General features: G+C 61.9%; 23 protein-coding genes. 9 read left to right on the top strand and 14 right to left on the bottom strand.

The genetic code is table 11. The annotated features are described in order from the left end of the window. Window positions 1–212 precede the first annotated feature (212 nt). The gene (gene ubiE / locus A7X77_RS02360; protein ID WP_064681398.1) at window positions 213–989 is read right to left on the bottom strand and encodes a bifunctional demethylmenaquinone methyltransferase/2-methoxy-6-polyprenyl-1,4-benzoquinol methylase UbiE; all 777 of its coding nucleotides are present in this window, start codon (window positions 987–989) and stop codon (window positions 213–215) included. A 150-nt stretch (window positions 990–1,139) separates the two neighbouring features. Between ubiE and mutM the strand changes: the two genes are divergently transcribed. From mutM to A7X77_RS02335, 5 genes are all read left to right on the top strand, one after another. Next, the gene (gene mutM / locus A7X77_RS02355; RefSeq protein ID WP_064681397.1) at window positions 1,140–2,030 is read left to right on the top strand and encodes a bifunctional DNA-formamidopyrimidine glycosylase/DNA-(apurinic or apyrimidinic site) lyase; all 891 of its coding nucleotides are present in this window, start codon (window positions 1,140–1,142) and stop codon (window positions 2,028–2,030) included. A gap of 20 nt (window positions 2,031–2,050) precedes the next feature. Further along, window positions 2,051–2,824, top strand: coding sequence for an enoyl-CoA hydratase (locus A7X77_RS02350; RefSeq protein ID WP_064681396.1), 774 nt, complete (start codon window positions 2,051–2,053; stop codon window positions 2,822–2,824). 189 nt (window positions 2,825–3,013) lie between these two features. Further along, complete coding sequence (rpsT, locus tag A7X77_RS02345; protein WP_064681395.1) at window positions 3,014–3,292, top strand: 30S ribosomal protein S20; 279 nt, start codon at window positions 3,014–3,016, stop codon at window positions 3,290–3,292. 839 nt (window positions 3,293–4,131) lie between these two features. Continuing rightward, window positions 4,132–5,682 carry a chromosomal replication initiator protein DnaA gene (gene dnaA / locus A7X77_RS02340; protein ID WP_064681689.1) on the top strand — a complete coding sequence of 517 codons (1,551 nt, stop codon included), beginning with the start codon at window positions 4,132–4,134 and terminating at the stop codon, window positions 5,680–5,682. Window positions 5,683–5,844: 162 nt separating this feature from the next. Beyond that, window positions 5,845–6,927 (top strand): saccharopine dehydrogenase family protein, encoded by a 1,083-nt coding sequence (locus A7X77_RS02335; protein WP_064681394.1) that lies wholly within the window; start codon window positions 5,845–5,847, stop codon window positions 6,925–6,927. A 57-nt stretch (window positions 6,928–6,984) separates the two neighbouring features. Here the strand turns inward: A7X77_RS02335 and hemW are convergent, their stop codons facing one another. Genes hemW through rph form a run of 4 tightly spaced genes read right to left on the bottom strand, consistent with a single transcriptional unit; the run spans window position 6,985 to window position 9,983 of the window. Continuing rightward, window positions 6,985–8,187 (bottom strand): radical SAM family heme chaperone HemW, encoded by a 1,203-nt coding sequence (gene hemW, locus A7X77_RS02330; protein ID WP_064681393.1) that lies wholly within the window; start codon window positions 8,185–8,187, stop codon window positions 6,985–6,987. Between the two features lie 9 nt (window positions 8,188–8,196). Then, the gene (gene rdgB / locus A7X77_RS02325; RefSeq protein WP_064681392.1) at window positions 8,197–8,841 is read right to left on the bottom strand and encodes an RdgB/HAM1 family non-canonical purine NTP pyrophosphatase; all 645 of its coding nucleotides are present in this window, start codon (window positions 8,839–8,841) and stop codon (window positions 8,197–8,199) included. Further along, a complete protein-coding gene (locus A7X77_RS02320; protein WP_064681391.1) occupies window positions 8,842–9,267 on the bottom strand; it encodes a VOC family protein in 426 nt (141 codons plus the stop codon). After that, complete coding sequence (gene rph / locus A7X77_RS02315; protein ID WP_064681390.1) at window positions 9,264–9,983, bottom strand: ribonuclease PH; 720 nt, start codon at window positions 9,981–9,983, stop codon at window positions 9,264–9,266. Before rph ends, A7X77_RS02320 begins: the two co-directional genes overlap by 4 nt. A gap of 126 nt (window positions 9,984–10,109) precedes the next feature. Here rph and hrcA point away from each other — a divergent pair, with 126 nt between their 5' ends. Beyond that, window positions 10,110–11,198 carry a heat-inducible transcriptional repressor HrcA gene (gene hrcA, locus A7X77_RS02310; RefSeq protein WP_064681389.1) on the top strand — a complete coding sequence of 363 codons (1,089 nt, stop codon included), beginning with the start codon at window positions 10,110–10,112 and terminating at the stop codon, window positions 11,196–11,198. A gap of 177 nt (window positions 11,199–11,375) precedes the next feature. After that, on the top strand, window positions 11,376–12,008 hold the full coding sequence (gene grpE / locus A7X77_RS02305; protein WP_038686462.1) for a nucleotide exchange factor GrpE: 633 nt from the start codon (window positions 11,376–11,378) through the stop codon (window positions 12,006–12,008). A gap of 145 nt (window positions 12,009–12,153) precedes the next feature. Here grpE and A7X77_RS02300 read toward each other — a convergent pair whose 3' ends face one another. Further along, window positions 12,154–13,098: a nucleoside hydrolase gene (locus tag A7X77_RS02300; protein WP_064681388.1), complete on the bottom strand. Its 945-nt coding sequence runs from the start codon at window positions 13,096–13,098 to the stop codon at window positions 12,154–12,156. Window positions 13,099–13,394: 296 nt separating this feature from the next. Here A7X77_RS02300 and A7X77_RS02295 point away from each other — a divergent pair, with 296 nt between their 5' ends. Both A7X77_RS02295 and A7X77_RS02290 read left to right on the top strand, forming a co-directional pair. After that, a complete protein-coding gene (locus A7X77_RS02295) occupies window positions 13,395–13,820 on the top strand; it encodes an Hsp20 family protein (protein ID WP_064681387.1) in 426 nt (141 codons plus the stop codon). Window positions 13,821–13,867: 47 nt separating this feature from the next. Further along, window positions 13,868–14,125 carry a DUF1150 family protein gene (locus A7X77_RS02290; protein ID WP_008524631.1) on the top strand — a complete coding sequence of 86 codons (258 nt, stop codon included), beginning with the start codon at window positions 13,868–13,870 and terminating at the stop codon, window positions 14,123–14,125. Between the two features lie 304 nt (window positions 14,126–14,429). On the opposite strand, the gene trmB is transcribed toward A7X77_RS02290, so the two are convergent. From trmB to miaB, 8 genes are all read right to left on the bottom strand, one after another. Next, window positions 14,430–15,131 carry a tRNA (guanine(46)-N(7))-methyltransferase TrmB gene (trmB, locus tag A7X77_RS02285; protein WP_064681386.1) on the bottom strand — a complete coding sequence of 234 codons (702 nt, stop codon included), beginning with the start codon at window positions 15,129–15,131 and terminating at the stop codon, window positions 14,430–14,432. Beyond that, window positions 15,128–16,381: a methionine adenosyltransferase gene (gene metK / locus A7X77_RS02280; protein ID WP_064681385.1), complete on the bottom strand. Its 1,254-nt coding sequence runs from the start codon at window positions 16,379–16,381 to the stop codon at window positions 15,128–15,130. Before metK ends, trmB begins: the two co-directional genes overlap by 4 nt. A gap of 177 nt (window positions 16,382–16,558) precedes the next feature. Continuing rightward, window positions 16,559–16,978 (bottom strand): helix-turn-helix domain-containing protein, encoded by a 420-nt coding sequence (locus A7X77_RS02275; RefSeq protein ID WP_004679846.1) that lies wholly within the window; start codon window positions 16,976–16,978, stop codon window positions 16,559–16,561. Between the two features lie 152 nt (window positions 16,979–17,130). Then, window positions 17,131–18,735 (bottom strand): apolipoprotein N-acyltransferase, encoded by a 1,605-nt coding sequence (gene lnt, locus A7X77_RS02270; protein ID WP_064681384.1) that lies wholly within the window; start codon window positions 18,733–18,735, stop codon window positions 17,131–17,133. A gap of 578 nt (window positions 18,736–19,313) precedes the next feature. After that, entirely contained in the window at window positions 19,314–20,459 is a 1,146-nt protein-coding gene (locus A7X77_RS02265) for a hemolysin family protein (protein ID WP_064681383.1), read from the bottom strand. Continuing rightward, the gene (gene ybeY / locus A7X77_RS02260; protein ID WP_064681382.1) at window positions 20,456–20,971 is read right to left on the bottom strand and encodes an rRNA maturation RNase YbeY; all 516 of its coding nucleotides are present in this window, start codon (window positions 20,969–20,971) and stop codon (window positions 20,456–20,458) included. Before ybeY ends, A7X77_RS02265 begins: the two co-directional genes overlap by 4 nt. After that, a complete protein-coding gene (locus tag A7X77_RS02255; RefSeq protein WP_064681381.1) occupies window positions 20,971–22,026 on the bottom strand; it encodes a PhoH family protein in 1,056 nt (351 codons plus the stop codon). Before A7X77_RS02255 ends, ybeY begins: the two co-directional genes overlap by 1 nt. Before the next feature lie 18 nt (window positions 22,027–22,044). After that, window positions 22,045–23,454: a tRNA (N6-isopentenyl adenosine(37)-C2)-methylthiotransferase MiaB gene (miaB, locus tag A7X77_RS02250; RefSeq protein ID WP_064681380.1), complete on the bottom strand. Its 1,410-nt coding sequence runs from the start codon at window positions 23,452–23,454 to the stop codon at window positions 22,045–22,047. Window positions 23,455–23,493: the final 39 nt, after the last annotated feature.

Here is a 23,493-nt window from a genome sequence, read left to right as displayed (position 1 = left end):
CCTGCTTGTATAAGCGTGGCCAATCTCTCTACCCTCATTCCTGCGCCCTCCGGGCTTTGCCCAAGGGATTTCACAGGAATCCAGCCACCGCGCGTCTGCGCGGTGAATGAGTCAGGAAGTATGAAAGAGTCCCATGCAGCCCGGGACCGGGCTGCGCTGGATTCCTGTGACGAGCACAGGAATGAGCGAAAACATATAGCTCTAATCATCCCTCAGAGCTTCCAGCCGGAATGCAGTGCGGCGATGCCGCCGGTATAATTGGTGTAGCTGACGCGCGAAAAGCCGGCCTGGCGGATCATCGCCGCGAAATTCTCCTGGTTCGGGAACTTGCGGATCGATTCCACCAGATACTGGTAGGGTTCGGCATCGCCGGTGATCGCCTTGCCGAATTGCGGAATGGCGTTGAACGACCAGGCGTCATAGATCTTGTCGAGCAGCGGCATGTCGACTTCGGAAAATTCGAGCACCAGCAGCCGGCCGCCGCGCTTCAGTACACGATAGGCCTCAGCCAGCGCGACGTCGATCCGGGGCACGTTGCGGATGCCGAAGGCGATCGTATAGGCGTTGAAGCTGGCGGGCTCGAAGGGCAGCTCTTCGGCATTGGCCTCGACGAAGGTGAGATTGCCGGACAGCTTTTTCTTTTCCGCCCGCTCGGCGCCGACGCCGAGCATCGAGCCGTTGATGTCGAGCACGGTGGCATGCGCCTGCCGGCCGGAAGCCTCGACGATGCGGAAGGCGATGTCGCCGGTGCCGCCGGCAACGTCCAGCACCTTGTAGCCCGGTTCCTTGCGCGGATTGAGCGCGGCGATCATCGCATCCTTCCAGACCCGGTGCATACCCATCGACATGACGTCGTTCATGATGTCGTAGCGTTTGGCGACCTTGTGGAACACCTGGTTGACCATGCCCTGCTTCTCGCCGCCGGGCACTTCGCGAAAGCCGTAGGAGGTCTCCATGCCGCCATCGGCGGAAGTGCGGCTTTCTGACATCAGGCTGCTCCGTTCCTTCAAGATTCGGGCACGGCGGCCATAGCGAAAGACCGCGCGCGACGTTATCACTGGGCCGCGCTCTCCGCGGCTCACTGGCGCTATAGCGCACATCGTCCTCGGTTGAAACACGTTCGATATAGATGGGTTAAGATGCCGGAATTGCCAGAAGTCGAAACGGTCAAACGCGGGCTGGCGCCGGCGATGGAGGGGGCCCGGGTCGCGAGACTGGAGCTGCGCCGCAGGGATCTGCGCTTCCCCTTTCCCGTTGCCCTGGCCGACAGGGTTTCCGGCCGCACCATTATCGGGCTAGGCCGCCGCGCCAAATATCTGTTGGTCGATCTCGACGACGGCAATACGCTGATTTCCCATCTCGGCATGTCCGGTTCCTTCCGTATCGAGGAGGGGGCCGCTTCCGAAACACCGGGCGAATTCCACCATGCCCGTTCTAAAGACGAGAAGCACGATCACGTCATCTTCCACCTCGAAGGTGGCGGTGGCCCGCGCCGCGTTGTTTATAACGATCCGCGCCGCTTCGGCTTTATGGATATTGTCGGGCGCGCCGATCTTTCTGCTCATCCCTTCTTCCGCGATCTCGGCCCGGAGCCGACGGGAAACGAGCTCGGCGCCGCCTATCTCGCCGAACGGTTCCGCGACAAGGCGCAGCCACTGAAGAGCGCGTTGCTCGACCAGAAAAACATTGCCGGTCTCGGCAATATATATGTCTGCGAAGCGCTATGGCGTTCGCATCTTTCGCCCATCCGCGCCGCCGGCACCCTGGTCACTCCGGGCGGCAAGCCGAAGGAAAAGCTCGGCCTGCTCGTCGCCTCGATCCGCGACGTCATCACCGACGCGATCGCCGCCGGCGGATCGTCGCTGCGTGACCATATCCAGACGGACGGATCGCTCGGCTATTTCCAGCATTCCTTCTCGGTCTATGATCGCGAAGGTCAGGCTTGCGGCACGCCCGGCTGCGGCGGTACGGTCGCCCGTATCGTGCAGGCGGGTCGCTCCACCTTCTATTGCGCCGCCTGCCAGAAATAAGAGAGAACCGGGAGAACTGCATGGCTTACGAGACGCTGATCGTCGAAACCCGAGGCAATATCGGCCTCGTCACGCTGAACCGCCCACAGGCGCTGAATGCATTGAATTCCACCGTCCTGAAGGAGCTGAAGGCGGCCTACGCCGGCTTCCATGCCGACGAGGCGATCGGCGCGATCGTCATCACCGGCTCCGAACGCGCCTTTGCCGCCGGCGCCGATATCAAGGAGATGCAGTCGCTCCAGTTCGCCGACATCTATAAGAGTGATTTCATCAGCGGCTGGGACGACATCGCCAAGGCGCGCAAGCCTGTCATCGCCGCCGTCAGCGGCTTTGCCCTCGGCGGCGGCTGCGAGCTGGCCATGATGTGCGATTTCATCATCGCCTCGGAAACGGCGAAATTCGGCCAGCCGGAAATCACCCTCGGCGTCATCCCCGGCATGGGCGGCTCGCAGCGGCTGACGCGCGCCGTCGGCAAGGCGAAGGCGATGGATCTTGTCCTGACCGGCCGGATGATGGATGCGGCGGAAGCCGAACGATCGGGACTCGTTTCGCGTGTGGTGGCGCCCGAGCGTCTTCTCGACGAGGCGCTTGCCGCGGCGGAAAAGATCGCCTCCCTTTCGCAGCCCTCGGTGATGATGGCCAAGGAGGCGGTCAACCGTGCCTTCGAGACGACGCTGGAGGAGGGGCTTCGCTTCGAGCGCCGCCTGTTCCACAGTCTCTTTGCCACCGATGATCAGAAAGAAGGCATGACGGCCTTTGTCGAGAAGCGCAAACCTGCCTTTAAGCACCGTTGAATTCTTTTCGGCGCTTCCGGCTGGAACTTGAAAATCCACGTTGACGTGGGCCGGCTTTAGGGTTATATGCCCGCCCACGGTTCGGAAAGCCGCTCTGGTTTTCCGCGATTGCTCCCGCATTGCTGGATTTTGTGGCCGCAGGGCCCGCGGTAATGGCGGAGTTTGTTCGAATTCTTGAGAGAGGCATCCATGGCCAATACAACTTCGGCGAAAAAAGCGACCCGCAAGATCGCCCGCCGTACCGACGTCAATAAGGCTCGTCGCTCGCGCGTTCGCACTTTCGTTCGCCAGGTCGAAGAGGCTATCGCATCCGGTGACGTCGACAAGGCGAAGGCCGCTTTCCTGGCCGCTCAGCCGGAGCTTGCCCGCGCCGCCAGCAAGGGCGTGCTGCACTCCAACACGGCATCGCGCAAGGTCTCGCGCCTGGCCGCTCGTGTGAAGGCTCTTTCGGTCTCCGCGACCGCGTAATCTTCCGTTAACGACCTCCTCGTTATGATTAGCCCGGTAATTTTACCGGGCTTTTTCGATTCCGCTGATTGGCGTCTTCATGGTTAATCGCACGACTGTTTCGTGTCAACGCCATGACAGGAAAAGTCTTTGAAAAACAATGGCTTGCGCAAGGATGCTTTCGCGCTGCGCGACTCTGGCCTGCACTCCGGGGACCCTGGGCGAGTCAAGAGGATTTTTATTTTTTTTCTTTCTTTGCGTGTCAAAATAGCCCGAATGGGGAATCTCCTTGATTCAAAAGCGATTCTTTTTTGACGCTGGTGTGACGCCCGAAAAGGCCGGGCGGAGTCAATGGCCGCATCTTAATTTTGCGTAAAATTCATCGTTGATCTTGCCATTTGATCCTGCCTAAATGGCTTCCAACAAAGGGCGCGGACATCACCTGCAGAGGCTCGGTCTTAACTGCCACGTCGGCAGGGCGATAAGTTTGTGCCATTTGTTACGGAGCCTTGCGCTTCCGTTTTTTCAAGCACTCGACGGATTTGAGCCGTAACGTGGCTGTTACGGGGCAGGGATGTTTTGTGCCTATGGCAACCACACGTTTAACGTGAGCTGCCGGATAGGGATAGTAATATTGCGTTCGGGCTGGTCGGCCGAAAACGAGGATCGACCGCCAGCCTGGCACGGAAGCCGATGAAGGTTGCCGCATGAACGCGGTACCTGCACCGGTGTTCTGCGCCATGTTTGAGTGAACCGGCAGGCGAGTGGCTTCATGAGGATGCCGCCAGCCCGTCAAAGGCGGGGAATGCTCGGGCGGCTGTTTTAGCGGAGGCCGCCCGGTGGAATTGAAAGGCGGCATTATGCAGATGAATACGATGACGGCAGGCGGGCACGACAACGGGGATGCGGCACCGCAGGCGTTCGGCTCCATTCGCCTGGAAATGGGGGAAGCAAAGGCGGAAATGAAGCAGAGCATATTGTTTGAGCGCGTCAGCGCGCGCTTGAAGGCCCAGGTCGGCCCTGATGTCTATGCCAGCTGGTTTGCCAGGTTGAAGCTGCATTCGGTATCGAAGAGCGTCGTTCGCCTGTCGGTTCCCACGACCTTCCTGAAGTCGTGGATCAACAATCGTTATCTCGATCTCATCACCGGTCTGTTCCAGGCCGAAGATCCGGAAATCTTGAAGATCGAAATCCTGGTGCGCACGGCGACGCGCAGCGGCATGAAGGCCGCCGACGAGGTGGTCCAGCCCGAGCCGGCTGCTCCCGCGCAGATGCGCCGCCAGCCAAGCGCCCAGCCGGCCGGCCAGGCCGTCCAGCAGGCGGTTTCGGCTGTTGCCGCCGCAAGGCCGGCAAGCTTTGGTTCGCCGCTCTTCGGTTCGCCGCTCGATAGCCGTTTCACCTTCGAAACCTTCGTGGAAGGCAGCTCCAACCGCGTCGCGCTTGCGGCTGCCAAGACGATTGCTGAGGCCGGTTCCGGCGCCGTGCGCTTTAATCCGCTCTTCGTCCATTCGACGGTCGGGCTCGGCAAGACGCACCTGCTGCAGGCGATCGCCAATGCGGCGGTGCAGAACCCGCGGGCGCTGCGCGTCGTCTATCTGACGGCGGAATATTTCATGTGGCGCTTCGCCACCGCGATCCGCGACAACGACGCGCTGACGCTGAAGGATTCGCTGCGCAATATCGACCTCTTGATCATCGACGACATGCAGTTCCTGCAGGGCAAGATGATCCAGCACGAATTCTGCCATCTCCTCAACATGCTGCTCGACAGCGCCAAACAGGTGGTCGTCGCCGCCGACCGCGCTCCCTGGGAGCTGGAATCGCTCGATCCCCGCGTCCGCTCGCGCCTGCAGGGCGGTGTGGCAATCGAACTCGATGCGCCGGATTACGAAATGCGTCTCGAAATCCTCAAGCGGCGCCTTGCGGCCGCCCGGCTCGAAGATCCGTCGCTCGAAATTCCGGCTGACCTGCTCCAGCACGTCGCCCGCAACATCACGGCCAGCGGCCGCGAACTCGAAGGCGCCTTCAACCAGCTGATCTTCCGTCGCTCCTTCGAGCCCAACCTGTCGATCGAGCGCGTCGACGAACTGCTTGCCCATCTCGTCGGCTCCGGCGAGCCGCGCCGTGTGCGCATCGAGGATATCCAGCGCATCGTCGCCAGGCACTACAATGTCTCGCGCCAGGAACTGGTCTCCAATCGCCGCACCCGCGTCATCGTCAAGCCGCGCCAGATCGCCATGTATCTGTCGAAAACGCTGACGCCGCGCTCCTTCCCCGAGATCGGTCGTCGTTTCGGCGGGCGTGATCACACGACCGTGCTGCACGCCGTGCGCAAGATCGAGGAGCTGATATCGGGCGACACCAAGCTTTCGCACGAAATCGAGCTGCTGAAGCGGCTGATCAACGAATAAGTGGTGGATTTTCGAGGACATTCGGCGGTCGGGAGCGATTCCGGCCGTTTTCCTTTATAAGCTTTTTATTCTATACCTCCGGCCATCCCGTGCACGTCCGATTTGGAGCGGCGCGCATCGGACAAAATGAAAGCGCCGAAGCGGGCGCGTGGGAGGATATGCATGAGTTTTAAAAAGATTGCCGTTCTCGGCCTAGGCAAGGTCGGACGGCTGGCGGCGACGCTGTTGCATGAAGGCGGCTTCGAGGTCATCGGCGTCGATGCGCAATTGCCGTTGGGCGATTTGCCCTTCAAGTGCCGCAGCGGCGATATTTCCGACGCTCAGGTCATTGGCGAACTGCTCTCCACTGTCGAGGCGGTGCTCTCCTGCCTTCCTTACCATCTGAACATCGAACTGGCCCGCGCCGCCCATCTTGCCGGCATCCATTATTTCGATCTGACCGAAGACGTTCCCACAACCAACTTCATCATCGAACTGTCGAAGACGGCCCGCGGCCTGATGGCGCCGCAATGCGGCCTGGCGCCGGGCTTCGTCGGCATTGTCGGCGCAAGCCTTGCCGACGGCTTCGAGCGCTGCCGCTCGATTCGCATGCGCGTCGGCGCCCTGCCGCAGCATCCGACCGGTCTGCTCGGCTATGCCTTCAACTGGTCGCCAGAGGGCGTCGTCAACGAATATCTGAACGATTGCGAAGTCATCGAGGGCGGGGTGCGCAAGCTGGTCTCGCCGATGGAATGGCACGAGACCATCTATGTCGGCGGCGTCAAGCTCGAAGCCTTCACCACCTCGGGCGGTCTCGGCACCATGTGCGACACCATGCTCGGCAAGATCGACAATCTCGACTACAAGACCATGCGTTATCCGGGCCATATGGAGCTGATGAACTTCTTCTTCCATGAGCTTCTGATGCGCGACAAGCGCGCACTCGCCGGAGAGATCCTGACCAATGCCAAGCCGCCCGTCGAAGACGATGTCGTCTATGTTCATGTCGCCGCCGAGGGGACGGAGAACGGCAGCCTGCGCCGCAAGGAGTTCGTGCGCGCCTATTATCCGATCGAGATTGCCGGCGCGCGCCGCACGGCGATCGCCTGGACGACATCGGCTTCGGTCGTCGCCGTCATCGAGATGGTCCGTGACGGGCTGCTGCCGGCGACCGGCTTCCTGCACCAGGAGCATATTCCGCTGGAGATGTTCCTGAAGACGCCGACCGGCAGCCTGTTCAAGGCGGGCGCCACCAACCACGGCTGAAAAGATATCGGCGCGGCGGTAAGGTTATCGCCGCGCCGGAAACGCTGCTTGCCGATGTCAGCAGGCGAGATCGGCGACGACGGAATCGAGGATCAGCATGCCGGCCGGCGTGCAGCGCAGCCGTGAATTGCCGATCCTCTCGATGAATTTATGCTCAAGCAGGGATTCTTCGCGCTTCGGGTCGAGCTCGCGGCCGGAAAGCTGCTGCCAGCGGGCGAGATCGACACCTTCCCGGAGCCGTAGCCCCATCAGCAGCAATTCGTCGGACTGTTCCTCATAACCCAACCGTTCCTCGTCGAGAATGCCGTGGCCGTCGCGCTCGACCATCTTGAGCCAGGCTTCCGGCTTGCGCTCGGTCGCCGTCGCGATCTTCTCGCGGCCGCGCGTCAGCCGGCCGTGCGCGCCCGGCCCGATGCCGGCATAGTCGCCGTAACGCCAGTAGGTCAGATTGTGCCGGCTCTCCGCACCCGGCGTGGCGTGGTTGGAAACCTCATAGGCGGGCATCCCCTCACGCGCCGTGATCTCCTGTGTCGCTTCATAGAGCACAGCCGATTGCTCGCCATCCGGCACGATCAGCTTGCCCGCCTTGTGCAAGCCGTAGAAGGGCGTGCCTTCCTCTATGGTCAGCTGATAGAGCGAAAGATGGTCGACCGCGTAGGAGATCGCCTGCTTTAGCTCCCTTTCCCATTCCTCGACCGTCTGGTCCGGCCGGGCATAGATGAGATCGAAGGACATGCGCGGAAAAATGTCGCGCGCGAGCCGGATCGCCTTCAGCGCATCGGCGACATCATGCAGCCGGCCGAGAAATTTCAGGTCGCGATCATCAAGCGCCTGCACGCCGAGCGAGACGCGATTGACGCCGGCCGACCGGTAGCCGCGGAAGCGCTCGGCCTCGACGCTGGAAGGATTGGCCTCCATGGTGATCTCGATACCATCAGGCACGTGCCAGTGCCGGGCAATCCCGTCGAGAATGGCGGCGACCGTTTCCGGCTGCATCAACGAGGGCGTGCCGCCGCCGAGGAAGATGCTCGTCACCGTCTTCGGCCCGCTCATCGCCCGCACCGCCGCCGTCTCCTTCAGGAAGGCGGCGGCAAAGCGCTCCTGATCCACCGGCTGGTGGCGCACATGGCTGTTGAAGTCGCAATAAGGACACTTCGCCGCGCAGAAGGGCCAATGGACATAGACGCCGAAGCCGGGCTCGCCGGTATCGGGCAGCAGCGCCGCATCGCGCGAGGATCCTGGCGTATCGAAATTGTCCACGTGGTGACCTTATGCCTCCAGGCAGGTTTCAACGAAGAGTTTGAAGGCGCGCGCCCGGTGCGACAGCGCCTGCGGCTTGCCGATGTTCCAGCCGTGTTTTTCCTCGCCGCTCATCTCGCCGAAGGTAACGCCGTAACCCTTCGGCTGGAAGACCGGATCGTAGCCGAAGCCTTGCGTGCCGCGCGGTGGCCAGACGACATTGCCCTCCACTTCGCCGCGGAAGAGCTCTGTATGTCCGTCCGGCCAGGCGAGGCACAGCACGCTGACGAAACGCGCGGTGCGCTGTTCAGGCATGGTGGCGCCTGCATCCTGCAGCGCCTTTTCCACCTTCGCCATTGCCATGTCGAAATCGCGCGTGCCGTCGGCTCTTTCCGCCCAATTGGCGGTGTAGACGCCGGGATCGCCGCCGAGCGCGTCGACCACTAGCCCAGAATCGTCCGACAGCGCCGGCATGCCGGCGGCATTGGCAGAGGCGACCGCCTTGATGGTCGCGTTTTCCTCGAAGCTGGTGCCGGTCTCGTCGGGCTCGACGAAATTCAGCTCGGCGGCCGATTTGGCGGTGAAGCCGAGCGGCCCGATCAGTTCCTGGATCTCGCGGATCTTGCCGGCATTGTGACTGGCGACGACGATGGTCTTCGTTTCAAGCTTGCGCATTCAGATATCCTGTTCGATGCCCCAGATTTTGGCCTCCGCGCATTCCAGGCTGTTGCCGGCCGGATCGCGGAAATAGATCGAGCGGCCGCCGTTCGGCCAATGCACCTCGGATTCGATCGCCACCCCTGCCGCTTTCAGCCGTTCGGCCATCGCATCGATATTGTGGCCGGCGACCCGGAAGCAGGCGTGGCCTTCGCCGCGCGTGCCGTGCGGCGGCACCTGCAGGGCATTGGGCGCCGGCGGCTTGACCGTTTCCTCGGGGTTGAAGATCAGCAGCACGCCGGGGCCGCAGCGGAAGAAGACATGCCGGTTGGCCGCACGGGTGATCTTTTCAAGTCCGAGAACGTCTTCGTAGAAGACCTCGGCCGCATCGAGATCCCGCGCATAGAGCGCCGTTTCCAGCATGCCTTCCAGCATGGGGTTCATCCCGCAATCGCCTGTTTCTGCAGGGCGACGAGTTCGCCGATGCCGTTCCTGGCAAGACCCATAAGCGAGGTGAATTCCTCTTCGGTAAACGGCGTGCCTTCGGCCGTGCCTTGGATCTCGACGATGCCGCCGGCGCCGGTCATGACGAAATTGGCGTCGGTCTCAGCCGAGGAATCCTCGAGGTAGTCGAGGTCGATCACCGCCTGGCTGGCGAAGACGCCGCAGGAGATGGCGGCGACATGATCCTTCAGGACCCGGTCGACCTTGATCATGTTGCGGCTTTCCATCCATTTCAGGCAATCGTAAAGCGCGATCCAGCCGCCGGTGATCGACGCGGTCCGCGTGCCGCCATCGGCCTGGATGACATCGCAATCGAGGGTGATCTGCCGTTCGCCGAGCGCCTGCAGATCGACGACGGCGCGTAGCGACCGGCCGATCAGCCGCTGGATTTCCTGGGTGCGGCCGCCCTGCTTGCCGGCCGCGGCCTCGCGTTTCATGCGTTCGCCGGTCGCCCGCGGCAGCATGCCGTATTCGGCCGTCACCCAGCCCTTGCCGGTATTGCGCAGCCACGGCGGGGTCTTGTCCTCGAGGCTTGCGGTGCAGAGCACATGGGTATCGCCGAACTTCACCAGGCAGGAGCCTTCCGCATGCTTGGAAAAGTTGCGCTCGAACGAGACCTTGCGCATCTGGTCGGTTTTTCTGCCTGAAGGCCGCATTCTTATCTCCTGGAGTTGCTGACCGCTTCTACGATTGGCAGCGCCCATTTGCAAATTCCCTTTTGCCACGGGGGCGAGTTTGACTATATTTTCGGGAAGCATCATCAGTGTGGGTTCGAGAGGTTCATGGGCATCAGGTCGACGTCGGTTTCGGATGCCGTTGCCGTGCTGGACGAGCGCTCCCGGGAAATCTTTCGCCGCATCGTCGAAGGGTATCTGGAAAGCGGCGAACCGCTCGGCTCGCGCAATCTATCCCGCCTCCTGCCGATGTCGCTGTCGCCGGCCTCGGTGCGCAACGTCATGAGCGATCTCGAAGAGCTCGGGCTGATCTATTCGCCGCATGTCAGCGCCGGCCGGCTGCCGACCCAGATCGGCCTGCGCTTCTTCGTCGATGCCTTCATGCAGATCGGCGATCTCTCCGCCGAGGAGCGCGCTAATATCGACCGTCAGGTGCGGGCTGAAAGCGGCGGCAATCCTGTCGAATCGATGATGAATGAGGCGAGCCGCATGCTGTCGGGCATTTCGCGCGGCGCTGGCCTCGTCATCACCTCGAAAAGCGATCCGGTGCTGAAACATGTCGAGTTTATCCGGCTCGAGCCGACAAAGGCGCTCGCTGTGCTCGTCGGCGATCACGACCAGGTGGAAAACCGCATCATCGAGCTGCCGGCTGGTGTCACCTCCTCGCAGCTGACGGAGGCGGCAAATTTCCTCAATGCGCACATGTCCGGCCAGACCCTGCCGGAGCTGCGCAAACAATTGAGCCAGTTAAAGGATGATGTCCGCCACGAGCTCGATGCGCTGTCGCGCGATCTGGTCGAGCGCGGCATCGCCGTCCGGGCCGGCAGCCCGGACGAAGGAAAGCCCGCTCAGCTGATTATTCGCGGCCGCGCCAACCTGCTCGAGGGACTCGCAGGCGCCGAGGATCTCGACCGGCTGCGCATGCTGTTCGACGATCTCGAAAAGAAGGACAGCCTGATCGAGATCCTCAATCTGGCCGAAAGCGGCTCGGGTGTGCGCATCTTCATCGGCTCGGAAAACAAGCTCTTCTCGCTGTCGGGCTCATCGCTGATCGTCGCCCCCTATCGTGACGATGACGACCGGATCGTCGGCGCCGTCGGCGTCATTGGCCCGACGCGGCTCAATTATTCCCGCATCGTGCCGATGGTGGATTACACCGCCCAGCTCGTCTCCCGCCTTTCGCGCAATCCGCTTTGACGCGCATCAGCCCTTTGTTTAGATGCATGTCGTTATCCCGGAACCGTGGCACACTTCCGGGCGACATGCATTAGCGCGCAACTCCGCGGAATTTTCGCTTCTTTGTCACGCAGACTTGATTTTTTTCGGTCAAACCTCGATATCGGGCGCATCTGAAGACACCAACCGGAGACCGTCATGATCGATGAAACGACGAAAAACGGACCTGACGCAACTGCGGCCGATTCCGCAGCCGACGCCGCCGCCTACGTCGAGAACGATACCGTGCAGGAAGAGACCGCCCAGCCAGACCCGCTTGAGCTTCTGAAAGCCGAAAACAGCGAGCTGCGCGACCGCTACCTGCGCCTTGCCGCCGAGATGGACAATCTGCGCCGCCGCACCGAGCGCGAGGTCAAGGACGCCAAGTCCTATTCCGTCGCCGGTTTCGCCCGCGATATGCTGGCCGTCTCCGACAATCTGCGCCGCGCGCTGGATGCCATCTCTCCGGAGGCCAAGGCCACGGCCGATGCCGGCCTGACCACGCTGATCGAAGGAGTCGAGATGACCGAGCGCGCCATGCTGTCGGCGCTCGAGCGCCATGGTGTGCGCAAGCTGGAGCCGGTCGGCCAGAAGTTCGATCCGAATTTTCATCAGGCGATGTTCGAGGTGCCGAACCCCGAGGTGCCGAACAACACGGTCGTCCAGGTCGTGCAGGCGGGCTTCACCATCGGCGAGCGCGTGCTGCGCCCGGCCATGGTCGGTGTCGCCAAGGGCGGCCCGAAGCCGGCCGAAGCCGAAACCAATTCCGTCTTCGATGAGAAGGACGCCTGAGATCGCTTTCCTTCTCTTTCGCCAAAGCATGTCGCGCAAAAGTGTGCAGCGGTTTTGCGATAACGACATGCGAGAAAATAAGAGACGAAAGCGCGGCAAGCGAATCTGAAAGATCGCGACGCGCTTTAGAGAAGGAAAGACAAAATCAGATGCGGGCGAAGCGTTCGATCAAAAGATCGAAGAAGCCGTCCGCATCGACATGGCGCATCACCTTCGCATTGCGCTTGCGATCCGTCACATGCCACCAGTCGACCACGGTCATGCCGACGGTGAGTTCCGAACGGACCTCGATTTCGACATTGCAGTCCCGGCCCTGGAAAAGCTCAGGCTTCAGGAGGTAGGCGATAACCGTGGGGTCGTGTAGCGGCCCACCGTCGGAGCCGTATTTCTCGATATCGAAGCGTTCGAAGAATTCCAGCATTTCGACCATCGCCTTTGCCGGCGCCGTGCCGATCTCCGCCATGCGCTTCACCCGGTCCTTGCGGGTCAGCAACTGATGCGTCACGTCGAGCGGCATCATCACGATCGGCACGCCCGAACGGAAGACGATGTCGGCGGCTTCCGGATCGACATAGATGTTGAATTCGGCCGCCGGCGTGATGTTGCCGCCCTCGAAGAAGCCACCGCCCATCATCACCAGCTCGCGGATGCGGGGTGCGATGTCCGGCGCCTTCTGCAAGGCCATGCCGATATTGGTGAGCGGCCCGAGCGTGCAGAGCGTCACGGTTCCTTCCGGCTCGCGGCGCAGCGTCTCGATGATGAAGTCGACGGAATGGCCCGGCTGCAGCGCCATCGTCGGTTCGGCGAGTTCGGGGCCGTCGAGGCCGGTCTTGCCGTGCACGTGCTCCGCCGTCACCAGCTTGCGGGCGATTGGCCTGTCGGCGCCGGCGAAAACCTCCGTCTCCGGCCGGCCGCAGAGCTCGCAGACGATGCGCGCATTGCGGCTGGTCAGCGAAAGCGGCACGTTGCCGGCGACCGTCGTGATCCCCAGCACCTCCAGCTCATCGGGGCTGCCGAAGGCCAGCATGATGGCGGCCGCGTCGTCCTGGCCCGGATCCGTGTCGATGATGATTTTTCTTGCGCTTGCCATTGCGACCGTCCCGTCCTCGCCATGCCGGTTGCTGCGGCATGCACCACTTGTTCATTTCCCGTCACAAATCAGCACATTTCGCCACGGGCATGTTTTGATGCGAGGCGATAGCCGCTTTGTCAAGCAAGCAGGCGGGCGCCGGCCATCTTAAACTTGAGAGGGCTTAAAAATCGGGGCGGCGTCGCCGACAGGCGGCCTGCGCCTTGCAGCGCCGGGGTCCTGTCCCCATATTAGCGGCATCCGGATGCTGCGCTTGAGGTCCGGGATGGTCGCTTGCATCAAGGACTTGAAAAGAGATGAGCCGCATTACCCCTTTCGCCAGCCCGCTGCTTCTGGGCTTCGATGCCATGGAAAAGACGCTGGAGCGCATTTCCAAGGCGAGCGACGGATATCCGCCCTACAATATCGAACGCATCGCCGCCGACAGCGGCGCGCCGGAACGTCTGCGCATCACCCTTGCAGTCGCCGGCTTCAGCGAGGAGGAACTCGAGGTCTCCACCGAGGAGAACCAGCTTGTCATCCGCGGCCGCCAGGTGGAGCAGGGCGATCGGGATTATCTCTATCGCGGTATCGCCGCTCGCCAGTTCCAGCGTACCTTTGTTCTTGCCGACGGTATGCAGGTGCTCGGCGCCGGCCTGAAGAACGGCCTGCTCTCCGTCGATCTAATTCGTCCGGAACCCGCGCGCATGGTCAAGAAAATTAACATTTCGGTTTCACAGTAGCACAACGGTTTGTCGAACCGTTGGTCCCTTCTTCCGGAGGAACAGGAATGTTGATGAAAGAAGCCACGTCTCACTTGACCAAATCCGAGCTTGCCCACATCGGCAACGGCGAGGTCGCCTACATCAGAAAAATGCGCACCGAAGAGGTCGCCAAGTGTTTCCCCGAGGCGCCGGATATCGATCCGAACGTCGATCTCTGGGCACTCTTCGGCGCCGACGGCACGCCGATCCTCTTGACGGACAACCGCTCCAGCACCTTCTTCAAGGCCGCTGAGGACGAACTGAAGACGGTCAGCCTGCACTGAGCGTCAAAAAGTGCCTAATTGTCGCGACGCTGCTTCAGGATAGGCTGATCGCCGATGGTGCTGTGCCTGTGGCCCTTCATCCGACTCTTCGGGCCACCTTCTCCCCGAGGGGAGAAGAGGGAGCAAGCTGTGCAGACACTGCCTAAAATGAACCTGTCTGCTTAAAGGCACTCCGTCCAAATGGGGCCGATGCCGAAGCGGCATTCTCTCTCTTCTCCCCAGCGGGGAGAAGGTGGCCCCAAGGGTCGGACGAGGGGACCGCACGGCACGCCCGTCACTATTGCCCTTTAGCTGCCGTTGAATCTCAGATTTTCCGGAATGTCAGATAGGCCGAAGACCGGCCCTCGCGCCGCGCCTTGGCCTCGTAGCGCGTGCTCGGCCAGCCTTCGTAGGGCGTCAGCCAGTCGGCCGCATTGTCGGCGATCCAGTCGAAGCCGCCATGATCGCGGCATTTGAGCAGCGTCCAGTTCACATAAGTGTCGATGTCGGAGGCGAAGCAGAACAGGCCGCCGGGCTTCAGCACGCGATGGAAGCGGTCGAGATTGGCCTTCGAGACAAAGCGCCGTTTCCAGTGCTTCCGCTTCGGCCAGGGGTCGGGATAGAGCAGGTCGATCTGGTCGAGCGACGCGTCCGGCAGCCAGTCGAGCAGCTGTGTCGCATCGTCGTTGTAGACGCGGATATTGCGCGCGCCCGTCTCGCCGATGCGCGACAACAGCTTCTGCATGGAATTGACGAAGGGCTCGACGCCGATGAAGCCGGTCGAAGGCCTTTCCAAGGCGCGGTGCATCAGATGCTCGCCGCCGCCAAAACCGATTTCCAGCCGCACTGTTTTGGCGGGAACCGGGAAGAGGGAGGTCAGCGGCTCCGGAGGAGCCGCCGAGAGGTCGATGAGGAATGCCGGGAGCAGGCTGTTTAACGTCTCAGCCTGCTGTTCGCGCAGGGCCTTGCCCTTGCGGCGACCGAAAAAGGCTTCGGTCGCCCGGCCCCGGCGTTCCATATCCGTCATGCAGCGACCTTGGTCTTGACGGCTTCCTTCAGCGCCTTGACGAGGTCGGTGCGCTCCCAGGAGAACGAGCCGTCGCGGCCGGCCTTGCGGCCGAAATGACCGTAAGCTGAAGTCTTGGCGTAGATCGGCTTGTTGAGGTCGAGGTGACGGCGGATGCCGGACGGCGACAGATCCATATTCTCGCGGATCGCCGCTTCGACCTGGTCCTCGGAAACGCCCTTGCCGGTGCCGTGCAGGTCGACATAGATCGACAGCGGCTGGGCGACGCCGATCGCGTAGGAGAGCTGGATCGTGCAGCGGTCGGCAAGGCCGGCGGCGACGACGTTCTTGGCGAGGTAGCGGGCGGCATAGGCGGCCGAACGGTCGACCTTGGTCGTGTCCTTGCCGGAGAATGCGCCGCCGCCATGCGGGGCCGCACCGCCATAGGTGTCGACGATGATCTTGCGGCCGGTGAGGCCGGCGTCACCGTCCGGTCCGCCGATGACGAACTTGCCGGTCGGGTTGATGTACCACTTGCAATCATCGGCGATCTTCAGCTCGCCGAGCGCTTCGCGGATGTAAGGTTCGACGACGGCGCGGACCTTGTTGGAGTCCCAGCTGTCGTCGAGATGCTGGGTGGAAAGCACGATCGAGGTTACTTCCGACGGCTTGCCGTCGACGTAACGCACGGTCACCTGGCTCTTGGCGTCGGGGCCGAGCTTGGCGACTTCGCCATCACCCTTCTTGCGGGCGACCGCCAGCAGCTGCAGGATCTTGTGGGAATAATAGATCGGCGCCGGCATCAGGTCCGGAGTCTCGCGGCAGGCATAACCGAACATGATGCCCTGGTCGCCGGCGCCCTCGTCGCCCTGCTGGTCGGCGGCGCTGTCGACGCCCTGGGCGATGTCGGCCGACTGCGAGTGCAGCAGCACGTCGATCTTTGCCTTCTTCCAGTGGAAGCCGTCCTGTTCGTAGCCGATATCCTTGATCGCGCGGCGAGCGGCGGCCTTGAACTTCGAGGGATTGATGACGTCGTTGCCGTCCTTGTCCTTCTTCATCAGGCTCGGCGGCAGGCGGACTTCGCCGGCGATGACGACGCGGTTGGTCGTCGCCAGCGTTTCACAGGCAATGCGCACGCCCCACGGATTGACGCCGGTCTTGGCCGCTTCGCGGTAGACCAGATCGACGATCTCGTCGGAGATGCGGTCACACACTTTGTCCGGGTGACCTTCGGCAACAGATTCGCTGGTAAAGAGATAATTCGCGCGCATTCCGGGATTCCCCTCAAAGAATAAAAGCCTGCTAGTAGGTACTCAGTTCGAGCGCCGATGACAAGCGCAGAAGGACATAAATATATCTTTATATCCGCGACAAAGTGACAAATTTTGCCCCAAAAACGCAAAAAAGCGGCCTTTCGGCCGCCTTCCATTCTGTGAAGGGAGCTGTGATCAGTCTGCGTCGGCTTCGGCCGCGAGCGCCTTGACCAGTTCCACGACCTTGCGGCGAACCTTGGGATCGGAAATCTTCACGAAGGCGCGGTTGAGTTGCAGGCCTTCGGAGGAGGAGAGGAAGTCGACGACATAATTCGAGCTGGAGGCTTCGGCCATGCCGCCGATGGCGCCGGAATGTTCGCCGGGTGCATCCTCGAAGAAGAAGGAGACCGGGACGTTCAAAATGCTCGAGATGTTCTGCAGGCGGCTTGCGCCGACGCGGTTGGTGCCCTTTTCATACTTCTGGATCTGCTGAAAGGTGATGCCGAGGCTTTCGCCAAGCTTTTCCTGGCTCATGCCCAGCATCGTTCGGCGGAGGCGAATGCGGCTGCCAACATGGATGTCGATGGGATTCGGCTTTTTCTTGTTTTCTATCATGGTCGTGCCCTAGCTACGAATTTCAACCTGTGTCCAACCGGCATTGCCCCTGATCCATCCCAAAACGCCACGTTGCAGTCGGTGGGAACCCACCTTCCAACATACGTTAGGAACGCCGATTGTCATCACTATGCAATTTTAGGGGTTTTTGGTCAATTCAACCCTAAAATAAAACCTCCGCGCGAGATCAGCGCAATCAAAATCAGCAGAGCCTCGATCAACCAGAAGTATGTCTGGTGGGGGTATGTGGTTCCGAACCCTTCACCGAGGCTATCGACAGTTGCATCAATGAAGCCGGTTTCTCCAAGATCGAGGCCGGCGATTATTTCTCCGTGGGCGTTCACCAATGCTGAAATGCCGCTATTGGCGTCGCGAATCAGCGGCAGGCCGGTCTCGACCGCCCGCACCCGTGCTTGCAGGAAATGCTGGTAGGGGCCGGGCGTCATGCCGAACCAGGCATCATTGGTGAGGTTGAGAAGGGCGTTGGCGTCATTTATGTCGCCGGTCATTTCATCAGGAAAAATGATCTCGTAGCAAATCAGCGGATAAAGATTGAGGCCTCCGGGCAGCGCCAGCAGGTGCCGGCTTGCGGCAGCCGAAAACCCGCCCGGAATCTCGACGACGTTCTGGATGCCGAGTTCGGTGAGAAGGTCTTCGAAGGGCAGATATTCGCCGAAGGGTACCAGATGCACCTTGTCGGAGGCGGCAATGATCTGGCCGCGGCCGTCGATCACATAGATGGAATTATAATAGCGCACCGGTGTGCCCGGTCCCATCTCCTCGGCGCGCACCGCGCCGGCGATCAGGATCTGGTCGTCGTCGAGCGTATCGGCGATCCGCGTCAGCGCATCCTGGTTGTCGGTCAGGATGAAGGGGATCGAGGTTTCCGGCCAAACGATGATATTGGGCTTGCGCCCGCCATTCCTCGGCGCCTCGGCCGAAAGCTTGAGATGTGACTCGAAGATCGCATTGCGATCGGCGTCGTTATCCATCTTCGCCGCCTGGTCGATGGTCGGCTGCACCAACCGCACCACCGGCCGCTTGTCCTCGGGCAACGGCACGGGCCGCGGCGCCAGATAGAGAGCATAGGCGCCGTAGCCGAGATGGGCAGCAAACAGCAGGACGGCAAGCGCAATGCCGGTGCGTGCGCCCTGCCGGGTCCCGACAAGGGCGGGGGCGGAAAAGACGAAGACGGCAAGGGCGGTGACGCCCATCGCCCCGATCACATGCGCCGACTGCATCATCAGCGGAACCGGCATCAGGCCGTAGCCGATGGCGTTCCAGGGAAAACCGGTGAGGATGACGCTGCGAAGCCATTCCATCAGCCCGAAGCCGGCCGCAAGTGCGGCGATCCGCCCCATGCCGTCGGACCAGAAGATGCGGGCTAGGGCAACAGCCAGCCCGTAGAAGATCGCCAGACCGGCCGGCAGACCGAGGATGGCGAGCGGCAGCGCCCAGGCGAACTCCTCCGAATCGACCAGCAGTGCGTGGCCGAGCCACCAGAGTCCGGCGACGAAATAGCCGAAGCCGAATAGCCAGCCGACCGCAAAGGCCGGCCACAGCCTGCCGATCAGGCCGCTTTCAGGAGAAGCCGCCGCCCCGTCGATCAGCCAGACGAGCAGCGTGAAGGACAGGAACATCGCCGCGAAAAAGCCGAAGGGCGGCAGCGCCAGCACGGCGAATGCCCCTGCGGCAACGGCCAGCAACGACCGTTTGAACCCCCAGACGAGGATAACCCTGTCCGCAAGCCGCTCCATGCGTACTCCCATCAAACCGCGAATCAACCCATTCGCAGTCTTTCAAAAAAGCGGCCCTTTGTCCTGTTAGAGCATGTCGCGCAAAAGTGTGCCGCGGTTTTGCGGCAACGACATGCGCAAAAACAAAGAGTTAAATTAAAGCGCAAGGAGCGAATCTGAAAGATCGCGACACGCTTTAGAGCTTTTCCGGGTTAGATTGAAGCGTTCTGCCGGAGGAGCAGGTTTTCGTCAGGGCAAAGGCGATTGGCGACGGGCATACCCCTAGGTACGTCCGAGCCGATCGCCTGTGATCCTGGCTAGAGATGCCCGGCCCACCGGCCGCACCGCTTCGCCATGGCGAAGCCATCAGTGCGTCCGGCGATTTTCAAGTCTTGCAGATTTGCCGGGCAAATCTGCGGCAGGGTTGGCTGAAACCGGCCGGCCGGCTTGGCCGTAGAGCCAGGCTACGACGCGCGCCGGCCGGTCGACCATCCGACTCCGTTTGAGCCAACAGAATGCTTCAATCTAACCCGGAAAAGCTCTAATGCCTGTCGTCAGGAGCCGTGCAGCCGTTCCTGACAACATGGTCAAGCAAGGGACTAGTTGGCGGTCGATTCGGCCGGCCGGTCGTCGCCGGTCTCGGAGCCGGGCGTGATGTCGCCGGCCTCTTTGGCGCGGCGGCGGATCGCGTGGCGCTTGCGGGTGATGCGCAGCCGTTTGATACGGCGCGGATCCGCGTCGAGGATGTGGAATTCGAAATTCGGCAGCGCCTGAACGACCTCGCCCCGCACCGGAATGCGACCGAGGGCCGAGAAGATCAATCCGCCCAGCGTATCGACTTCGTCGACCTGCTCGCTGATGTCGAAATCCGGCCCGATCGCTTCGGCGATCTCTTCCAGCTCGACGCGGGCGTCGGCTATGAAGACGTCTTCGGCAACGCGTTTAAACATCACCTCTTCGTCATCATGTTCGTCGTCGATGTCGCCCACCACCATTTCGACGATGTCCTCATGCGAGGCGAGACCGTCGGTGCCGCCATATTCGTCGATGACGAGCGCCATCTGCGTGCGGTTCACCTGCATGCGGCGCAGCAGGTCCGAGGCCAGCATCGACGGCGGCACGAACAGGATCTTGCGAATGATGCCGGCCTCGGCCAACGTCTTCTGCAGGTCGACGCGGGCGAGATCGAAATTCGACTTGGCCGAACGCGGCGGCTTCTGGATATTCTCAGGCGCAACCTCGATCGCCGGCGCGGCGACCGAAGGTTTCGTCGGGCCGCGGCGCTTGTTGCGCGCCTGCTTGGCGACATAGGAGAGCAGGTCGCGGATATGCACCATGCCGCGCGGATCGTCGAGCGTATCGGCATAGACGGGCATGCGCGAGCGGCCGGATTCCTCGAACAGGATCATCAGCTCGCCGATGGTGATGTTCTGGTCGACGGCCTCGATATCGGCGCGCGGCACCATCACGTCGGCGACGCGCACTTCGCGGAAACGCAGTATATTGTGCAGCATCGCCCGCTCGTCCGGCGAAAAAGCGTCGTCGCCGGCCGCGTCGGTCATCAGCGCGTCGGCCAGATCCTCGCGCAGCCGCGAGCCCTGCTGCGGGCGGAGAATGCGCGCGGCGCGCGACCAGAAGGATTGGGATCGGCCGGATGGCCGACTACTACTGCCCGCCTCGTCCGAAGAGGAGGATGACTCGGAGTCCTTGGCGTCTGCCGCCGGCTTCGTCGTAAAGTCGCTCATGGTTCCATTTTAAGGTCTTGACCCTCGTAAGGATCAGATAGGCCGAGCTGCGCCAAAATGCGAGTCTCCAGCCCCTCCATAATTTCGGCTTCGGTACTATTCATATGGTCGTAGCCGAGAAGATGCAAGAAACCGTGCACCAGAAGATGGGTCAGGTGGTCGTCGAAACTCTTTTCGAGCTCATGGGCCTCCCGCTCCACCGTCTCCCGGGCGATGATGATATCGCCGAGCATCGGGCCGGGCATTTTTCCCGGCTGAACCGGAAAGGCCGGAAAGGAGAGCACGTTGGTCGCCTTGTCCTTGCCGCGCCACTCGGCGTTGATGTCCTGGATCGAGGCGTCGTCGGTAAAGACCAGCGAAACCTCGGGCGGTATCGTCGGGAAGGGCTGCCGTTCGCTGTCGCGGAGATAGACCGCCGCTGCCCCGAGCACGCGGCCGCAAAAAGCCAGCAGCGTCTCTTCCTCGGGCCAGCCGATATTCTCGATGCTGATCTGGATGTCGAGCTCGGCCATTAGTCCTGCCGGCTGACGTCTTCAGCAGCATCGACGGCATAGGTGGAATCATAGGCCCTGACGATGCGCCCGACCAACGGATGACGCACGACGTCGGTATCCTTGAAGCGCACGATCGAGATGCCCTCGACGCCGTTCAGCAGCTGCAGGGCCTCGACCAGGCCGGATTTGACGCCGCGCGGCAGGTCGATCTGGCTCGGGTCGCCGGTGACGATCATGCGGGCATTCTCGCCGAGACGCGTCAGGAACATCTTCATCTGCATCGACGTCGTATTCTGCGCTTCGTCGAGGATGATCGCGGCATTGGCCAGCGTACGGCCGCGCATGAAGGCGAGCGGCGCGATCTCGATGACGCCGGCGGTGATCGCCCGGTCGACCTTGTCGGCGGGGATCATGTCGTAAAGTGCGTCATAGAGCGGGCGAAGATAGGGATCGACCTTTTCCTTCATGTCGCCGGGCAGGAAGCCCAGGCGCTCACCGGCCTCGACGGCCGGACGCGACAGGATGATCTTTTCGACGGCGCCGCGTTCCAGCAGCTGGGCGGCATGGGCGACGGCGAGATAGGTCTTGCCGGTGCCGGCCGGGCCGACGCCGAAGACCAGTTCAGAGCGTTCCAGCGCCCTGATATAGGCGTCCTGGGTCGGTGTGCGGGCGATGATCGTCTTCTTGCGGGTGGAGACCTGCGCCATCGTCAGCTTGGCCTTGCGCTCCATTGTGGGCAGGCTGAGCTGGTCGTCGGCGGCGACCGCCATGCGGATTGCGCCCTCGACGTCGGATCGTTCCACGCTGCCGCCTTTCTGAAGCTTTTCATAGAGATAGTCGAGCGTGCGCCGTGCCTGGTTGGTGGTCACGACATCGCCTGATATGACGACGGAATTGCCGCGCGCCCGCGCATCGATGTTGAGCCGCTCCTCGAGCAGCTTGAGGTTCTGGTCGAATTGACCGAAGAGCTCACTGGCGAACCGATTGTTCTCGAACGTCAGGACGAAGTGATTGGTGTCGCTCGGCGTGCGGGGGTGGCGCGGTGAAGAAGAAACCAATTCTTGTCCGTTCAAGCGGTCGGGCTCCTTGGGTTAGACCGCAGCCTCTGCGCGTTCGGCAAACAGGCTGTTCGTTCCGGTTCCGGTGATTCGCACTTTAATAATGTCACCGATTTGCGATGCTTTTGCATCAACATTCACGGATTGAAGCCAGGGAGAACGTCCGATCAGCTGGCCGGGCATGCGGCCGGGCTTTTCGAGCAGCAGATCGATCTCCTTGCCGATGCAGGATTCGGCAAATTCCTGCTGCTGCTTCAAAAGAAGCGCTTGCAGGCGTTCCAGCCGTTCTGCCTTGATTTCTTCCGGCACCTGGTCCTTCAGTTCCGCACCGGGTGTGCCCGGCCGTGTCGAGTATTTGAACGAGAAGGCCTGCGCGTAGCGCACCTCCTCTACAAGTCTCAGTGTATCCTCAAAATCCGCGTCTGTCTCCCCCGGAAAGCCGGTGATGAAATCGCCCGACAGCGCGATGTCGGGCCGCACCGTGCGGATGCGTTCGATCAGCGTCAGATATTCGGCGGCCGTATGGCGCCGGTTCATCGCTTTCAGGATGCGGTCCGAGCCCGATTGCACCGGCAGGTGCAGATAGGGCATTAGCGCCCGCAAGTCGCGGTGGGCCTCGATCAGCCGGTCGTCCATGTCGCGCGGATGGCTGGTGGTATAACGCAGGCGGGCGAGGCCGGGGATCTCGGCAAGGCGATAGAGCAGGTCGCCGAGGCTCCATGCCTCGACCTTCGGCCCGGCGCCGTGCCAGGCATTGACATTCTGGCCGAGCAGGGTGATCTCGCGCACGCCGGCTTCGACGAGCTTTTCGGCTTCCTCGACGATCTGGGAAACCGGCCGCGACACTTCCGAGCCGCGCGTATAGGGCACGACGCAGAAGGTGCAGAACTTGTCGCAGCCCTCCTGCACCGTCAGAAACGCGGTGACGCCGCGGGCGCGGATCTTCCGGCTCTCGGCGATCGGCAGATGTTCGAACTTGTCCTCGATCGCATATTCGGTATCGACGACGCGCTGGCCCTGTTTGGCCCGCCGCAGCGCTTCCGGCAGGCGATGATAGGTCTGCGGACCGATGACAACGTCGACGGCCGGTGCGCGGCGCAGGATCTCCTCGCCTTCGGCCTGGGCGACGCAGCCGGCAACGCCGATCATCATCTCCCTTCCGTCGGCTGCCTTCTTCTTCTTCATCTCGCGCAGCCGGCCGAGCGCGGAATAGACCTTCTCGGCCGCCTTTTCGCGGATATGGCAGGTGTTGAGGAGGACGAGGTCGGCCTCTTCCATGTCCTCCGTCGGCTCGTAACCATCGCGGGCAAGCGCATCGCTCATGCGCGTGGAATCATAGACGTTCATCTGGCAGCCATAGGTCTTGATGAAGACCTTGCGGCTGTTGGAGCCGTCGCGGAGTGTCGGCTCCGGGGCCTGGAGAAGGGCGCTGTCCTGTGTCATGGCGGCTATGTAGTGGTTTTTGCCGCCCGAGAAAATCAA

This window comes from Rhizobium bangladeshense (genome assembly GCF_001662075.1).
GTDB lineage: Bacteria > Pseudomonadota > Alphaproteobacteria > Rhizobiales > Rhizobiaceae > Rhizobium > Rhizobium bangladeshense_B.
This window is presented reverse-complemented; position numbering and strand designations above follow the sequence as displayed.